Origin of the sequence: Paenibacillus sp. FSL E2-0177 (assembly GCF_037992975.1) — a bacterium.
GTDB classification, from domain to species: Bacteria; Bacillota; Bacilli; order Paenibacillales; family Paenibacillaceae; genus Paenibacillus_AQ; species Paenibacillus_AQ odorifer.
In genome coordinates, this window is sequence record NZ_CP150307.1 from 2,937,013 (window position 1) to 2,952,925 (window position 15,913).

Consider the following 15,913-nt stretch of genomic DNA (forward strand, 5'->3'; position numbering starts at 1 on the left):
GAAATGGCATCAGTAACATGCCCTTCCGGCTAATGGGAATAAGATGTCTACTTCAGTCCTTTCAGAAGATGACGAATGCTTTCTTGTTTTCGTCTTGGGACACGTACGTTTTTAGCATACAGGCCCATTTCACCGAAATAAATGCAGTCATCTGCGATAGAGCTGATCTTGTTCAGGTTGACATAACAGCCACCGTACACATGATAATAACTTGAATTGGACAACAATCGATTTAATTGCTCGGCAGTCATTCTCTTTTTTATGTTATAGTTTCTGCCGTGAAAAATGACCAAATCATGGTCCCCGACCTTAAAGAACAGAATGTCTGTTTCCACCTCGAAGTCCTCGTACACATTTCTGGCTTCCAGCAGGATGCTACTCATTCATGTTCCCCCTTTATACGGAATAAAAGACTAATGTTAGCGCTTTCATTATATCACAACAGTTAATCGTTGGAAAGACCCATTTTTGAATTGTTTCGTACATTTCTAACTTTATCGTTTGTAATTAACGTTTAAAAATTGTAGATTATATAGATGATCACATCTAATGAGTGTGAAGTAGCAATACTTTTGAGGAGGAATATAGAGATGAATGAGCAGAATAAGTTATTGCTGTTTACAGGTTCTTATGCAAGTGCCGCGGAAAGCGGAGTGCAGGTGTTTGAATTCGATGGAGCTGCAGGTGGTACGCTAAAGCTGCTGGATTCGGTGCAGGGCTTAACTAATCCTACCTTTGTTAATGTAGATACCGCTGAAAAACGTCTATATGCTATAGGAGAAAAACCGAATGGTGAGGGTGGAAAAGAAGGCGAGGTTGTTACCTTTGCCATTGATCCAAAAGACGGGAAATTGAGTGAACTGAAACGCATTCCCTCCATGCCTGCTTCTGGCAACCGTCAAACAACCACCTGCCATATCAATAGAGATTTGAATGATGAATACGTTGTTGTATGTAGTTATCATGGTGGAAGCGTTGGTTTGATCAAATTAAATGAAGAGAAAGCTGCGGATCAATTAGTTGATGTGGCCGTACATTCAGGTCATGGCCAGCATCCTGAACGGCAGGACCGCCCTCATCCCCATTCCGCTATTTTCAGTCCGGACGGGCAGTATGTGTTTGTATCTGATCTTGGGCTTGATTTAATTCGTGCCTATAAAATCAATAGAGAAACCAACAAGCTAGAAGTGCATGGTGATACGGCGCTGCATCCAGGAGCGGGACCACGCCACTTCACTTTTCATCCAGACGGAAAGTCTGCTTATGTAATTAACGAGGTGGATTCCACCATTACATCGTTTACATATGACAGTACCGCAGGCACTCTGCACACTGTAGATACAGTGCCGACGCTGCCTGATGATTTTAACGAAGAGAATACTTGCGCTGAAATCGCCATTTCCAAGGATGGAAAATATCTGTACGCTTCAAACCGTGGGGCTGATAATATCGCTGTGTATGCTGTGGATAATGCATCTGCTAAGCTTACACATCTGGAATATGTATCTACTCGTGGGGGACATCCACGTCACTTCGCATTGACACCAGATGGAGCTTATCTTATCGTGGCAAATCGTGATGCGAATAACCTGGTTGTATTTTCAATAGAAGCGGCAAGTGGCCGACTCGAATTTACTGGAAATACAGCTGAAGTATCCAAGCCGGTATGTGTGAAGCCCGTAAATGTTCCTGTATAAAGTTACTCCATTTGAAGAGTGAATCAGTGATCTTGGGAAATGCTAAAGGGAACACCGGATATAAAGTCCGGTGTTCCCTTTTTTTGAAAATAAAAGCCTGTGATTATCTGGTTGATGAGGTGAATGAGGGAGTAGACTATTTGAGCGAAACGGGCTTAAGAGGTACAATAGTGGATACTGCAGATTTGAATAGTACATTTTGCCTGCCATCACCTTGACCTTGTAAAGTGATTGTGAAAGCATCGTACGAGGTTACGAGCCCTTGCATTTTCACACCATTCGTCGTAAAAATCGTCACAGGCACCTTTGTGGAAATGAACTGGTTCAACAATCGTTCTTGCAATTTTAAACTCTCCACTTTGGCAGCACTCCATCTTCTGTGAATTTTTTTCTCTCAATAATTATAACATGGGTTAGTCCCTCACTGGAAATGAGATCAACAGTCACCTGAATAGACATGGAGGTATTTATGCTTTATTATCAGAACTGGTCTAGAGCTTTTCGCTTTTTTTTAGGGTTTGCTGCTTGTTTCGCCGTTATAGCTGTCCTTGTAAGTATGAATAAGGTATCAACCTTTGATAACTATATTATTGATGGGGTGCAATCAGCGGAATCACCGGCGTTGACCTCATTCGCCAAAGGTTTATCTCTGATTGGTTCCTCTAAGATCGCTATAGGCATATCTATCGTTACCATGGCACTGCTCTATTTTTTGCTGAAACACCGATTTGAATTAATCTTGTTCCTGTGGGTTGGATTAGGCTCACAGCTCTTGAATACAATAATGAAGTTATGTTTTCACAGAGAACGTCCGAATTTACATCGCATTGTTGAAGAGATTGGTTATAGTTTTCCGAGCGGGCACTCAATGGCAGCATTCTCTTTGTACGGCGTTATTGCCTTTTTAATGTGGCGTCATCTGCGGCGGAGGCATGAACGGGTCTTATTAATAATGTTCGCCGTATTCATGACCGTGGGGATTGGCTGGAGTCGAATCTATCTGGGTGTTCATTACCCGAGTGACGTAATTGGGGGATATATGGCTAGTGGTGCTTGGCTGATGTTGTCCATTTGTTTATTTCAAATCTACAAGAGCTCGCGTAAGAATTAGGACAGATACAAAAACGGATATCTTTCATAACGCATGAAGATATCCGTCTTTATGTGTAAGAGGATTGTTTAAGGAGTCGTCACATGTTGTTCAGATGTTTTGCGATCCTGGAATTGTCCCATTTTGCTTATTCTTTGCTTCAGCATCGCAGGAAGTCCTGCTTTAAGCTTTTGGGCTTCGTCTTTTGTCAGACGTCCTTCGGTGATGGCTTGATCCAGCCGTTGGTTTGCCGATTCGCAGAGCTTCTGAATATATTGATCTTCCGTCCAGCCTTTTTTCTCAAGAGCAAGCTGCGGGAGCGTTTTGCCTGCTTTCAGGCTATTGATTAGCTCTGTACGATCCATTTCCAGCAGTTTAGCCGTTTCAAAAATAATGAAATGTCCACCAGCCCTAACCTTTCCGTCTTTTCCTGGATGGTGACCGTGACCTTTCTCTGAAGGATGGGCACCAGGTGCGGTGGCTGTAAGGGTTACTTTCTCAGCAGAAGCACTTCCGATTGGCGCAAGAGCTGGAGACAGGCTGAGAAAAATAACGGTCGTGAAAGTCATTAATCTTTTGATATTGTTATTCATTCACTCACCTCGTATGTTATGTGATAGGCACTACTCGAATTAGTATTCCCTGAAAGCTGAAAGAAACATGAGTGAGAGCTTAAATGTTCTTAAAATTCATCAACTCCAGGCTGGGGTAATTAGAAGTACGAGGGTTCGCTGATGTTCATATTGTAGCGTGGGCTAATTTTTAGGAGGGATAGGTTTGGCTTTAGGAGCTCGCATATTTAAAACAGGTTTGGCCGTTACGCTAGCCCTGTATTTAGCTGTAATGCTTCAATTTCCTTCTGCCGTGGGTGCAGGGATTGCGGCGATTTTCGCTATGCAGCCCTCTATTTATCGCTCTTGGCGTTATTTTCTTGACCAGCTCACGACTAGTACAATGGGGGCCGTCCTGGCTTTACTTGGAGGGATGCTGTTATCCAACAGCCCAATAGCAGTCGGTTTGGTCTGTATTCTAGTCATTATGATCAGTATGAAAATCAACCGGGCGGATACGATAAGTCTTACGTTAGTTACTGTAATAACAGTGATGGAGGCTTCGGGTGAATGGCAATTCGCACTTAATCGTTTTTTATTAACTTTGACAGGTATTGTTTCTGCATTTCTAATCAATATTATTGTCGTTCCTCCAAAACCTCGTAAGCAATACATTAAGCAAATTGAGAATGTTTTTTCAAGCCTCTCTTTATTGCTGAGAACAGCGGTTTCTCATGAGATGAAGGAAAGTGTATTTCGTGATGAAAAAAATGCTTTGCATTCATCCATAAAATCGTTGGCTGATAAGTATGCATTGTTTGAGGAGGAGCAGAAGCAGTTAAAACGGGCCAAGTATAGCCAGACAAGACAAATGGTTGTGTATAAGAACCTGTTAGCTTCTTTGCAAAAAGGTTACGATGTTCTCGAGGCCGTAGATCGGCATTATTTCCAGGCGGATCGGACCGAACATACAGATGCTCTATTTGATAATCATTTGGAACATTTAATCAAATATCATCAGCATATCTTACTTAAGTTTGAAGACAAATTAAAGCCCAATGCCAATGAATCCGAACCCTTGGGAGAAGACAATGATGAATTCCTGAATACCGCGATTTTGGGGTATAATGCAGAGAAAATAGGTCAGCTGCGTTTATATGTTGTGGCTGCTGCGATTTATGATTACGGATATCAATTGGAGCGCTTAGATAAAGTGGCCGATCAGATGAATCGTATAGCGGAGGATAAAGAATCTGTGCATGAAGCCTAAACATAACCTTGTGAAGAGCAACATATAAGCTTTGTAACAGCAAAAAATCCGGTTCCACAGGGACCGGATCATCTATTTAAGAGAATACTTGAAATCTCAAACTGAAATTGCTAAAATGGTAAGATATCGAATAAGTATGCATTTAAAAACATAAATATGCAAATTTATCATATCATGATTCAAATGGAATGTCAACCTTCCAAAAGGGGATGAAATGTAGTGGATAACAATGAAAGTCAGTGGAAAGAGGAACAGGAACGGGTTGACGGAGTAACCAAGCTTTTGTCCGCCCATATTCGCAATTTATCAGAGGAGCTTGGACTTCATCGCAGTGATGTAGTGGATATGCGGAAAGACTTCTGGGAAGAGGTAACCGTAAACTTCAGTAGCCCGGATGATTTGGGAGAAACCTCAACAAGTCTTCGCCAACAGTCCCAAATCCTAAATGAACGGGAACGTCATCATTTGCAATCAAGCAAGGCGCTGAAAAAATATAAAAAGCTGGTTGTCTCTCCTTACTTTGGCCGCATTGATTTCACAGAGGAACCAACGGGCGGGCTGGAAAAGATTTATCTAGGGATTGGATCTTTGATGGAGGATGATGGCACCTTTTTGATCTATGACTGGCGTGCGCCGATCTCCAGTCTGTATTATGACGGGGCACCAGGTCCTGCAGCTTATGAAACACCTGGAGGATTAGTCTCCGGAACAATGAATCTTAAACGCCAGTTTGTTATTGCTGACGGTGTAATTGAAGTTATGTTTGACACTGGGGTTACGATCGGGGATGAGCTGCTGCAGCAGGTGCTAAGTCATAGCGCTGACGATCGAATGAAAAGTATTGTTGCTACAATTCAAAAAGAGCAAAATGCGATAATCCGCAACGACAAAAGCCGGATGCTAGTTGTGCAAGGAGCAGCGGGAAGCGGAAAAACCTCTGCTGCATTGCAGCGGGTAGCTTATCTTCTATATAAATACCGTGAAGTATTATCAGCAGATCAAATGCTGCTGTTCTCACCGAATCCGCTGTTTAACAGCTATGTATCTACAGTGCTCCCGGAGCTAGGCGAAGAAAATATGCAGCAAACAACGTTTCAAATGTATTTAGAACATCGTCTTGGACATGAATTCCTGCTGGAAGATGTCTTTAGTCAGACCGAAAGTTTACTTAATGCTCCTGAGGGTCCTGAGGTTGCTATACGCAGAGAAGGCATTGCCTATAAATCGTCTGTCCCTTTCCTTGATGTGATTCGGCGGTATGCTACGTTGTTGGAACAGGAGGGCATGCTTTTTAAGCCTTTAATGTTTCAAGGGAAAGCAGTGGTCAGTAAAGAAGAAATGGAACGCCAGTTCTATGCGTACGATCCTGCCATAAAGCTTGCAAATCGTGTGGATTTGATGATCCGCTGGCTGCTTAAGAAAATTGCAGATTTTACTCATGAGGAAAGAAATGCGAAGTGGGTCGAAGATCAGATCGAGCTGCTGGATTCCAGCGATTATCACCGTGCATATCAGATGTTGCGTCGGAAGAAGAAAGCTTCGCAGGATAGCTTTGACGATTTTGATACGGAAAAAGAAGTGTTATCTCGTTATGTAGTCAGCCAGCGGCTCAAACCCCTGCGGGGTTGGACTAAACGGGGTCGTTTTGTGGACGTTAAGGGCTTGTACAGCACGTTATTTACAGATCGCGAGCTTATGGTGCGCCTCAATGGAGATTATCCTTTACCAGAGGTGTGGGATGATATCTGTGAGCAGACATTGGAATCCATTGGAGTGAACGAGCTTGCTTATGAGGATGCTACGCCATTCCTTTATCTGAAGGAGTTAAGCCAAGGCTTCCGAACCAACACACTGATCCGTCATGTGATTGTAGATGAGGTACAAGACTATTCTCCATTCCAATTAGAGTTCATGCGGCGTTTATTTCCAAGAGCAAAAATGACCGTATTAGGGGACCTGAACCAGGCCATTTATGCGCAAGGTGAGGTACTGGGGGATTTGTCTAGTCTCGTAAGTATATATGGTGAAGAGAACACAGAAGTGATCTCGTTAACCCAAAGCTACCGTTCAACGTATGAGATCGTGGAGTTTACGCGGTCAATGATCCCTGGAGGAGAACGAATCGTACCTTTTAATCGGCGGGGAGAAGAACCCCAGATAAGTGTGGTATCCAGCGAGAAGGAGCTTCTGAATGCTGTGGAACAGGATATCCGCAAGCTGCATTCTGAGGGATATCATTATGTGGCGGTCATCTGCAAAACAGCGGAGGAAAGCGCAAGGGTTCATGCTGAACTGAATCGTAGCCTGCCGGTGAGACTTGTTACAAAGGAAACACCGAATTTTCAGAAGGGGACACTGGTTCTGCCTGCTTATTTAGCCAAAGGCGTGGAGTTTGATGCGGTCGTCATCTATGATGGCTCGGCTGAACAATATGGCAGAGAAAGTGAACGCAAATTGTTTTATACGGCGTGCACTCGGGCTATGCACTTGCTGCACATTTTTAGTCTGGGTGAACCTAGCCATTTTATACCGTCCGCTAATGTGGCATCTTTAAGCGCCGGGTCGCTGTAAGCATAGATTTCTTCATTTTAAGATCGTCCTTTCCGCAGCAGCGGAGGGACGGTCTTTTTGTTTTCATGAATAAAGAAGGGCGAACAAACCACAATAAAGAATGTTGTACACAATGACAAAGGTGGTCAGTTCATGAAGGAAAGAAAATGGGATCTGCTTGCCTTAGCATCAATCCCACTAATAATGACCCTCGGTAACTCCATGCTGCTGCCTATTCTGCCGCAGATCTCCAAAGAACTCGGCATTAGCGCTTTTCAAGTCAGTATGCTGATTACCGTGTATGGATTGATGGCAATTGTAATGATCCCTATTGCAGGTTATCTGTCAGACCGTTTTGGGCGAAAGAAGGTTATTCTTCCGAGTTTAATCATTGCCGCAATTGGCGGTGCTGTCTGCGTGGTGGCTGCTTGGTTTATGAAGGGGGTTAGCGCTTATTGGGTGATCTTAGCGGGGCGTCTGTTGCAAGGAATTGGTGCAGCGGGTGCTTTTCCAATTGTAATCCCCTTTGTAGGCGATTTGTTCAAGGAAGAAGAAGATGTGAGCAAAAGTCTGGGAATCATTGAGACCTCCAATACGTTTGGTAAAGTACTCAGTCCAATTCTTGGTGCCTATCTTGGGATATGGCTCTGGTTTGCTCCTTTTATTGCAATTCCCATTCTATGTCTAATTTCATTTTTGTTAGTCTTATTTCTGGTCCGAAAACCCGAAGCAAAGGATGAACCTGAGAAACAGGAACTTCGGGCGTTTTTATCTGGAATTGTGAGCGTTTTACGTAAAAAGGGACGTTGGTTGTACGCTATTTTTGCCATAGGCGGCATCTGTATGTTTGTGACCTTTGGTGTCCAATTCTATTTATCAGAAATGCTGGAAACTAAATATAAAATGCACGGGGCGACGAAGGGGTTTGTGCTGGCGATACCGCTTGCCCTCTTATGTCTGTCCTCCTATGGAACAGGAAAGATCATTGGTCAGAATAAAACGCTAATGAAATGGCTGGGTTTTGGGGGCATGGTGTTACTGACTGCGGCGATGATTTGTGCGGGGTTCAACAAAGGTATTTATTTTTTAGTAGGGTTTATGGGGTTAGGTTGTGTTGGAATCGGAATTGTACTTCCCTGTATGGATGCTTTAATCACGGAGGGGATTGAGAAGGAGAACAGCGGCACAATAACCGCTCTTTATAGTAGTATGAGATTTATAGGGGTAGCGTTGGGGCCGCCGGTGGTATCGTTGCTGCTAAGCAGCGGGCATTGGGTCTTGTTCGCGTTGATGGCTACAGTAGGGGCAATTGGTGGATTACTGACCTTGTTTGCAGTAACTCCGAGTAAGGGGGAAAAGGGGGAGCCAGGCGTTAAAGACAAAGAGAAGATAATTCCTCCGATCTGGCCGAAACGTGTTCGCCAAACCTCCTCAATGTCTCTGGATGGAAAAAAGGGCTATCCCTAAGCTGCGTAGCCGCAGCTTGTGGGATAGCCCTCTAGATAAAAGAATAAAAGATATTCTTAGGCTTGTGGAACAGATTCCCAATCCTTCAAGAAACGTTCAATACCGTTATCTGTCAGCGGGTGCTTCCAGAGGGTTGGCAGAAGTGAACCTGGGATTGTAGCGATGTGTGCACCAGCAATAGCTGCTTGTTCAACATGAGCAATGTTGCGGATACTTGCTGCAATGATCTCGGATTTCAAGTTGTAGTTAGTCAGGATAGTCTTCAGATCCTTGATCAGCTTCATTCCGTCAACACCGATATCATCCAGACGACCTACGAAAGGAGAGATATAAGTTGCGCCTGCTTTAGCAGCCATCAAACCTTGAGCCGCGGAAAATACTAGTGTAACGTTAGTTTTGATGCCTTTTTTAGTAAGCTCATAACAAGCTTCCAAGCCATCTTCAGTCATAGGGAGTTTAATTACAACGTTTGGAGCCCATTCAGCAATTTCGTATGCTTCTTTAAGCATTTCTTCTGCTGTAAGTCCGATTACTTCTGCGCTTACAGGTCCTGGAACGATTGCAACGATTTCTTTGATAACATCCTTGAACAATCTTCCTTCTTTAGCGATCAGCGAAGGGTTAGTCGTTACGCCATCCACTAGTCCTAGGCGAGTAATACGTTTGATTTCTTCAATGTTTCCGGTATCCAAGAAAAACTTCATTTTAAATTTCCTCCCTTGATTTCCATATGGATTGACAAGCAACATTCATATTTACATTATGAGACATGCAAATCAAAGTTTCAACTGTTATTTTGAATATTTCAAAATAACTTTATAGAATCAGTATTACCTGTATGCGCTGAATTTCAGATAATATAAGATTGGCTTAGGCCTCCCTCCATGATAATATATAACCGGAATTGTTATTTTGGAGTGGGAGGTGGGGATGGGATGATGTATGCGATATTGGTTATTTTACTTGTGCTTGTGCTGGCAGCAGCGGGATTCCTTACCTACCAAAACAGCAAGTTGGTGTCTAATCAGAAGAAACTCGGTACTTCATCAAGTGATCCTTCCCTTATGTATTCTATCTTTGACCAATCTAGTGCAGCTGGTGTTGAAGAACCTGAGGCCATTCCGTTATTTCAATACACTGTATTTGCGCGGTCGAATGGAGCGGTTGTTGTGAACAAGCCTGTAGCTTTGATTATTTTGTGCAGAGTTGCAGCGGGAAAAGGGGATTACTTACTGGCTGATGTCGAGCGTAATATGCTTGACAAGATTAGTAGGCCAATGCCTTTGGATGCGTATTCTGAGCATAAAGCCTACTTACACAGGACGGCTAATCACACAGAAAAAGAGATGATTCTCAATCTAGAGGATGCAGTGAATTTACAATATACATAGAGTAGGGTGAAAGATATTGATTTTTTGCTCTGCGCAAAGCATAATACAAATTTGGATATAAAAAAAGAATCAAACAGCCGGAAGCAATCGCGTTTTATGTTAAACACAGCTACCGGCACATTGATTGGTAAAATAATGGATGGCAGTCAGCCTTAGGCATGATATCTCCCTACGGGTGCATTAAGCACCCATTCCAGCATCATGACCATATCTTCAACTCTAGTGAGCTGAGCTTGCAGGTTATCTTGCTGTGGGCTGTTCTCTGTTAATGAAGCTAATCTTGATTCCAGAGATCTGCGCTGCAGTGTCAATTCGTTGATTTTAGATTGAATTTGGTTTTCGGTTCTCATCCGGAATCCTCCTGAACAATAGGTGATTTCAACATCATCATAGATCATTATAACGGATAACATGGGGGTAATAAAATGAGTATCAATGTTAAACAATTAGCCGCGGAAAAAGCAGTGGAATTTGTAAAAGATGGCATGAAGATCGGCCTTGGCACTGGATCTACAGCCTATTGGGCGATCAACAAGCTTGGTGAGCGCGTCAGTGAAGGTCTAAAGATTACCGCTGTAGCAACCTCCCGTGCTTCCGAAGAACAGGCGCGTGAACTTGGGATTCCAATCGTAGCTTTTGGAGATATTGATAGTCTGGACCTGACCATTGACGGAGCGGACGAGCTGGATAGTAGTCTACAGCTTATTAAAGGCGGCGGTGGCGCGCTGCTTCGGGAGAAGATTGTTGCGAGTAACAGTACTCGTATGATCGTTATTGCTGATGAGAGTAAAGTGGTAAACACACTTGGCAAATTCCCGCTGCCTGTGGAAATTGTTCCTTTTGCATGGGAATGGACTGTGGCTGAACTTGCCAAGCTGGGTTGCAATCCTGAATTGCGTCGTAGCGGAGAAGAGCTGTACAAGACAGATAACGGCAATTACATCGCAGACTGCCGGTTCGAAGTCATTGAGTCCGCACCGAAGCTGGCACTGACCATCCAAAGTATTCCGGGAGTTGTGGAACACGGCTTATTTATTGGAATTGCAGCAATGGCTATTGTGGGTAAAAAAGATGGAAGTATTGAAATTATAGAAGCTAAGCCGGGCAATTGATCATTCGTAGATCTGGAGAATCTAGCAGTTTACGGAAGCTGAGAGCATTGACACGGATAGGGCTGACTCTGTATAGTGCTACTGTTATCTATTGGATGTTCATCGGTTTTGGGCGTGAGATCCATACAGGTGGCCCGCTTCAGTACAATTTGATTCCATTACGTACGGTGTCACTTTATTTCGACATGAATAACGGGATATCGCTGATCAGCCGGTTTGTGAATCTGCTTGGAAATGTTGTTGTGTTTATTCCATTTGGAATACTAATTCCACTTGCAAAGACACGGCCAATTTCTTGGAAAAGAATCTCTTTATATGCTGTTCCTTGCATCCTGCTTTTGGAGTTTCTGCAAATGCTGCTGCATGTCGGAAGCTTTGATATTGATGATCTATTGTTAAACATGTTAGGGATATGGACAGGTTACTGTATGTTTCGAATCGGGTACAGAAGCAACAGAGAAGGAGGAATGTGAACAATGTTGGTAGATCTTAAATCCCTTATTGGTTCGCCTGAGGTGAACGAGCTGTTGACGTATGCGGTCATTGATGACCCCAACGCGTTGGAGCAGACATCGTCTGAGTACAGCGAACAAGCCGGGCTGCAGTTATATGGCTGGGAAGAAGAAGAACTCCTGCTTGGTCTTGTAGGATTCGAAGAAACCGAAGACGGTTCTTTGGACATTCGGCATATTGCCGTCTTGCCAGAGAATAGAGGGAAAGGTTATGCGCGGGGGATGATTCTGGAGCTGCTCGCTACTCGTCAGCCGCGTTATCTGGTAGCTGAGACTGAGGATGAAATCGCCGCAGATTTTTATCGCAGTCTAGGGTTCATGGTGTACAGCTTAGGAGAGAATGAAGCCGGAATTGAAATGTTAAGATGTGTATACGAAGTTGAAGAGACCGAGGATGAGGACTAAAAAGTCTTTGAAGGTCATAAAATGGCAGGTCGAGAGGAATCTCGGCCTGTTTTTTTTGCGTTTTGCCTTTAAATGCCCGAAAAAAAGCCAATTGACTTTTATAAAAGCAGGTATTATAGTTTGACAATGAAACTGTTCGATAGTTGAACTATATTTTGGAGGTAGGAAGCTTTGGATAACGAAGTGCAACATTGGATCAATCGCTACATGGATGCTTATTTGATTGTGACAAGACAAGTAGCAGCAAGAATTAAAGATAGTATTGCTGCGGAGACAACGAATGATCAGTATCAAATTCTTCGGTTGATTAATGCTCAGGAACAATGTACGTCTACATATCTTGCTGAATCTTTTTGCGTGGGTAAAAGCTCCATTACTGCAATCATTAACAGATTGGTGCAAGCGGGTATAATCGAGCGAACTCGTGACGAGAATGATCGCCGCCAGGTGTATTTGTCGATGTCTGAGCACGGAAAAAAAGTTTTTGAAGCAGCGGAGACGCAGGTACATGAAGTGATTTCCCCGTATTTGTTTCATTTTGAAGAGAAGGATATTGAAATGTTCGTCATGATGTTCGAGAAGCTGGCGAATTTAATTCAGAATGATGATGGAGGGAAGAATCCATGAAGACGATTCTAAAAGCAAGATGGGCGGTTATCGCAATCTGGCTCGCTGTGGCCGTAGTTTTGGTCATGACGGCCCCTTCGTTCTCTGATCTTGTACGCGAGAAGGGGCAGGTTACTGTACCTGATGGCTATTCCTCATCTAGAGCGGCAGAAATCTTAAAGGAAGCGGCGAATGATAAGGGCGGAGAGACACTGCATCAGGTAGCTCTTGTATTCAATAATCCAGAGGGAATCGGAGCCGATGAAACAGCTAGTATCCAGCAGGGCGTTGAGAAGTTGGCTGCGAATAAGGAGACGCTGCAGATCGATTCCATCACCGATCCTTTTTCACAAAGTGAGCTTAAGGAAACGTTGATTGCCAAGGATGGCAAGACGATAATGGTGGCGTTGTCTATCAAGGGCGGAGGAGAGTCTGTCACCGCACTTCCTGATAAAGTGGATGAATTACTCACAGATGTTAAGGCGGATCATTATTTAACCAGTGAGGGTTTGATTACTGAGGATATGATTGCTAGCTCGGAAGCCGGGCTTAAGAAATCGGAATATATTACGGTAGTCTTTATTTTACTTATCCTGTTCGTGGTATTCCGTTCGTTCGTGGCACCGTTTGTTCCGCTACTGACGGTAGGACTCAGCTATATTGTTTCTCAGTCCGTTGTGGCTTTTTTAGTGGACCGTTATGATTTTCCATTATCTACATTTACTCAAATCTTTATGGTTGCGGTCATGTTCGGGATTGGTACGGATTATTGTATCCTGTTAATTAGTCGTTTTAAAGAAGAAATGATGACAGCAGAAGATACCAAAAGTGCTATTATTGCAACCTACCGTAAGGCTGGGGGAACGGTGTTCTATTCCGGACTTGCGGTATTCGTAGGTTTTGTAGCGATTGGATTATCCAAATTCATTCTGTATCGCTCGGCGGTAGCCGTTGCCGTGGGGATTGCGGTTATGCTGCTGGCGCTTGTAACCATTGTTCCATTCTTCATGGCGGTACTTGGCAAAAAGCTCTTCTGGCCTTCACGCGGGAAGCTGGAGTACAGTGAGAGCCGTATTTGGGGAGCAGCAGGTTCTTTTTCCTTAAAAAGACCATGGGCCGCGCTGCTAATTGTTGCAGTAATCGTAGCTCCGTTCCTTGTTACCTATAGCGGAAAGCTGTCCTTCAACAGCTTGGAGGAAATTGGCTCGGAATATGCCTCGGTAAAAGGATTTAACATCATTTCGGATAGCTTCGGGCCGGGTGAATCCATGCCTGGCAAGATCGTAATCAAAAATGATGACCGGATGGATACTTCAGAATATCTTGGACTTGCAGAAAAAATCAGCCGCGAGCTGGAAAAAGTGGACAGCGTAAAATCAGTGCGCAGCATGTCTCGTCCAACCGGAGAGCTGATCAGTGATTTCTTAATCCCGAATCAGGTGGGGACTTTATCTGACGGTCTGGATCAGACCAGTGAGGGACTGACCAAGATTCAAACGGGATTGTCTGAAGCTAGTAAACAGCTGAGTGAAAATGCACCTAAGCTTACAGAAGCTGCTCAACGCAGCGCTAAGCTGACGGAAGGCACAGCAGAACTGAAAGATGGAATCGTCGCGTTAGGCGATGGGCTGGCACGTATTGAGAGCGGAATAAAAAGCGGCTCAGCTGGTGCGGGAGAGATCAAAGCAGGACTTCAACAGGCAGCTGCTAGTGCCAAGCAGCTTGCGGATGCCAATACGAAGCTGCTGGAGGGATATAAAAAAATCGGCAGCGGTTTAACTGCGCTGGATCAAGGGCTTGGGCAGCTTCCGCAGCAGCTGCAAGGTGTGGCAGAAGCGTTGAAGGGACTGGATGGTTCTTTTACGGGTCTTGAGAGCAGTTATCCGGAAATTCTGCAGGATGTTAATTATCTGACCATTAAAGGCACCGTAACGCAGAGTGGTACTGGGGCAGCTCAGCTGGCAGCGGGTCTTGGGCAGATCTCAGAGCAGCTTAAAGGAGCAGCAGCAGGCTTAAATGAGGCGAATGCTGGCTATGCCAAAGCTTCGGCTGGGCAAACTGCACTCGCACAAGGTTTAGCTAAGCTTGTTGCGGGCATCGGTCAGCTGCAATCTGGGCTGGAGCAGGCCGCAGCAGGCCAAGGACAGATCGTAGATAAAATTCCATCCATTACTAGCGGCCTAGATCAATTGCAAGGCGGACAGCAGCAGCTTGCGGATGGTTTTGGTCAATTAACAGGGCAGATAGGAGCCTTAACTACTGGATTAAGCGACAGTGCAAACGGATTGGAACAAATTACCAGTGGGCTGGGCTCTGCACAAGATTATTTGAATCAGATTCAAGCGGCTAAGGATGATGAGCTGAGTGGATTCTTTGTGCCGGCTGAGGCTCTTGAAGCTGAAGGCATAGAGCAGGTATTTAATACCTACTTGTCTGACGACCGTAAGGTAATGACGCTGGATGTAGTATTCACTGAGAATCCATATAGTTCAGAAGCTATTGACAGTGTTGATGATATTCAAGCAGCAGTAGATCGTGCAGTGAAAGGTACGAAGCTGGAAAATGCAGAGTCTGCAATCAGCGGGGTTACAAGCAGCCAGAACGATTTGCGTAATATTTCCAACGAAGACTACACACGTACAGTAATCTTGATGCTGGGTGGGATCTTCATTATCTTGGTGTTGCTGCTTCGTTCAATCGTAATGCCGATTTACCTTATTATTTCTCTTTTGATTACTTATTTTTCAGCATTGGGTGTTACAGAGGCTATATTTGTTCACCTTCTGCACTTTGAAGGGATTACCTGGACAACGCCATTCTTCAGCTTTGTTATGCTGATTGCGCTTGGTGTAGATTATAGTATTTTCTTAATGGCCCGCTTTAACGAATATAAAACTTGGGATGTACGGGAAGCGATCCTGCATGCCATGCGCAATATGGGAACAGTCATTCTTTCGGCGGTAGTTATTTTGGGCGGCACCTTCGCATCGATGTACCCTTCAGGCGTATTGTCGATGATGCAGATTGCAACAGTGGTGCTTGTAGGATTGGCCTTGTATGCACTAATCTTCTTGCCGTTTTTTGTTCCTGTTATGGTACGGATCTTCGGCCGTGGGAACTGGTGGCCATTTGCGGTCAAACAAAGTGGAGAACCCACTAAACAAGATGTAAACATGTAATCACTCTACACAGCAAAAAACCTCTAGTGTTTGCCTAAATAAATAGGCGGCTAGAGGTTTTTTTGTGAAAATATAAGTACAAA

At 44.1% G+C, this 15,913-nt stretch carries 16 protein-coding genes; 11 read left to right on the top strand and 5 right to left on the bottom strand.

Annotated elements, in window-relative coordinates; genetic code table 11:
* Nucleotides 1–47: 47 nt before the first annotated feature.
* A complete protein-coding gene (locus MHI25_RS13050; RefSeq protein ID WP_036686243.1) occupies nt 48–383 on the bottom strand; it encodes a hypothetical protein in 336 nt (111 codons plus the stop codon).
* A 207-nt stretch (nt 384–590) separates the two neighbouring features.
* On the opposite strand from MHI25_RS13050, the gene MHI25_RS13055 reads away from it, so the two are divergent.
* A complete protein-coding gene (locus MHI25_RS13055; RefSeq protein ID WP_076306341.1) occupies nt 591–1,697 on the top strand; it encodes a lactonase family protein in 1,107 nt (368 codons plus the stop codon).
* Nucleotides 1,698–1,833: 136 nt separating this feature from the next.
* On the opposite strand, the gene hfq is transcribed toward MHI25_RS13055, so the two are convergent.
* Entirely contained in the window at nt 1,834–2,055 is a 222-nt protein-coding gene (gene hfq, locus MHI25_RS13060) for an RNA chaperone Hfq (RefSeq protein ID WP_036686247.1), read from the bottom strand.
* A 198-nt stretch (nt 2,056–2,253) separates the two neighbouring features.
* Here hfq and MHI25_RS13065 point away from each other — a divergent pair, with 198 nt between their 5' ends.
* Nucleotides 2,254–2,808 (top strand): phosphatase PAP2 family protein, encoded by a 555-nt coding sequence (locus MHI25_RS13065; RefSeq protein ID WP_248548099.1) that lies wholly within the window; start codon nt 2,254–2,256, stop codon nt 2,806–2,808.
* A 68-nt stretch (nt 2,809–2,876) separates the two neighbouring features.
* On the opposite strand, the gene MHI25_RS13070 is transcribed toward MHI25_RS13065, so the two are convergent.
* The gene (locus tag MHI25_RS13070) at nt 2,877–3,380 is read right to left on the bottom strand and encodes a hypothetical protein (RefSeq protein WP_076189895.1); all 504 of its coding nucleotides are present in this window, start codon (nt 3,378–3,380) and stop codon (nt 2,877–2,879) included.
* A 184-nt stretch (nt 3,381–3,564) separates the two neighbouring features.
* On the opposite strand from MHI25_RS13070, the gene MHI25_RS13075 reads away from it, so the two are divergent.
* From MHI25_RS13075 to MHI25_RS13085, 3 genes are all read left to right on the top strand, one after another.
* Nucleotides 3,565–4,608 (top strand): aromatic acid exporter family protein, encoded by a 1,044-nt coding sequence (locus tag MHI25_RS13075; RefSeq protein WP_076125912.1) that lies wholly within the window; start codon nt 3,565–3,567, stop codon nt 4,606–4,608.
* Between the two features lie 219 nt (nt 4,609–4,827).
* Entirely contained in the window at nt 4,828–7,179 is a 2,352-nt protein-coding gene (helD, locus tag MHI25_RS13080) for an RNA polymerase recycling motor HelD (RefSeq protein WP_076279786.1), read from the top strand.
* Nucleotides 7,180–7,311: 132 nt separating this feature from the next.
* Nucleotides 7,312–8,625 carry an MFS transporter gene (locus MHI25_RS13085; protein WP_081387369.1) on the top strand — a complete coding sequence of 438 codons (1,314 nt, stop codon included), beginning with the start codon at nt 7,312–7,314 and terminating at the stop codon, nt 8,623–8,625.
* Between the two features lie 56 nt (nt 8,626–8,681).
* Here the strand turns inward: MHI25_RS13085 and fsa are convergent, their stop codons facing one another.
* The gene (gene fsa, locus MHI25_RS13090) at nt 8,682–9,329 is read right to left on the bottom strand and encodes a fructose-6-phosphate aldolase (protein WP_036686257.1); all 648 of its coding nucleotides are present in this window, start codon (nt 9,327–9,329) and stop codon (nt 8,682–8,684) included.
* 231 nt (nt 9,330–9,560) lie between these two features.
* Here fsa and MHI25_RS13095 point away from each other — a divergent pair, with 231 nt between their 5' ends.
* Complete coding sequence (locus tag MHI25_RS13095; RefSeq protein WP_339248384.1) at nt 9,561–10,016, top strand: hypothetical protein; 456 nt, start codon at nt 9,561–9,563, stop codon at nt 10,014–10,016.
* A 152-nt stretch (nt 10,017–10,168) separates the two neighbouring features.
* On the opposite strand, the gene MHI25_RS13100 is transcribed toward MHI25_RS13095, so the two are convergent.
* Entirely contained in the window at nt 10,169–10,366 is a 198-nt protein-coding gene (locus MHI25_RS13100) for a hypothetical protein (RefSeq protein WP_076183447.1), read from the bottom strand.
* Between the two features lie 81 nt (nt 10,367–10,447).
* Here MHI25_RS13100 and rpiA point away from each other — a divergent pair, with 81 nt between their 5' ends.
* The 5 genes from rpiA (at nt 10,448) to MHI25_RS13125 (ending at nt 15,830) form a co-directional block, all read left to right on the top strand.
* A complete protein-coding gene (gene rpiA / locus MHI25_RS13105; RefSeq protein ID WP_139330165.1) occupies nt 10,448–11,128 on the top strand; it encodes a ribose-5-phosphate isomerase RpiA in 681 nt (226 codons plus the stop codon).
* A 47-nt stretch (nt 11,129–11,175) separates the two neighbouring features.
* On the top strand, nt 11,176–11,601 hold the full coding sequence (locus tag MHI25_RS13110) for a VanZ family protein (protein ID WP_340395513.1): 426 nt from the start codon (nt 11,176–11,178) through the stop codon (nt 11,599–11,601).
* Nucleotides 11,602–11,604: 3 nt separating this feature from the next.
* Complete coding sequence (locus MHI25_RS13115; RefSeq protein WP_076125920.1) at nt 11,605–12,045, top strand: GNAT family N-acetyltransferase; 441 nt, start codon at nt 11,605–11,607, stop codon at nt 12,043–12,045.
* Between the two features lie 171 nt (nt 12,046–12,216).
* Nucleotides 12,217–12,672 carry a MarR family transcriptional regulator gene (locus MHI25_RS13120; protein WP_038570382.1) on the top strand — a complete coding sequence of 152 codons (456 nt, stop codon included), beginning with the start codon at nt 12,217–12,219 and terminating at the stop codon, nt 12,670–12,672.
* Nucleotides 12,669–15,830, top strand: a complete 3,162-nt coding sequence (locus MHI25_RS13125; protein WP_340395514.1) for an MMPL family transporter — start codon at nt 12,669–12,671, stop codon at nt 15,828–15,830. The genes MHI25_RS13120 and MHI25_RS13125 overlap by 4 nt, the downstream gene beginning before the upstream one ends.
* Nucleotides 15,831–15,913 lie beyond the last annotated feature (83 nt).

Excerpts from the sequence above, each read along its gene's own strand:
- MHI25_RS13050 (WP_036686243.1), bottom strand. The coding sequence starts at position 383 with ATGAGTAGCATCCTGCTGGAAGCCAGAAATGTGTACGAGGACTTCGAG.
- MHI25_RS13055 (WP_076306341.1), top strand. The coding sequence starts at position 591 with ATGAATGAGCAGAATAAGTTATTGCTGTTTACAGGTTCTTATGCAAGT.
- MHI25_RS13065 (WP_248548099.1), top strand. The coding sequence starts at position 2,254 with ATGAATAAGGTATCAACCTTTGATAACTATATTATTGATGGGGTGCAA.
- MHI25_RS13070 (WP_076189895.1), bottom strand. The coding sequence starts at position 3,380 with ATGAATAACAATATCAAAAGATTAATGACTTTCACGACCGTTATTTTT.
- MHI25_RS13085 (WP_081387369.1), top strand. The coding sequence starts at position 7,312 with ATGAAGGAAAGAAAATGGGATCTGCTTGCCTTAGCATCAATCCCACTA.
- fsa (WP_036686257.1), bottom strand. The coding sequence starts at position 9,329 with ATGAAGTTTTTCTTGGATACCGGAAACATTGAAGAAATCAAACGTATT.
- MHI25_RS13095 (WP_339248384.1), top strand. The coding sequence starts at position 9,561 with ATGATGTATGCGATATTGGTTATTTTACTTGTGCTTGTGCTGGCAGCA.
- MHI25_RS13100 (WP_076183447.1), bottom strand. The coding sequence starts at position 10,366 with ATGAGAACCGAAAACCAAATTCAATCTAAAATCAACGAATTGACACTG.
- MHI25_RS13115 (WP_076125920.1), top strand. The coding sequence starts at position 11,605 with ATGTTGGTAGATCTTAAATCCCTTATTGGTTCGCCTGAGGTGAACGAG.
- MHI25_RS13125 (WP_340395514.1), top strand. The coding sequence starts at position 12,669 with ATGAAGACGATTCTAAAAGCAAGATGGGCGGTTATCGCAATCTGGCTC.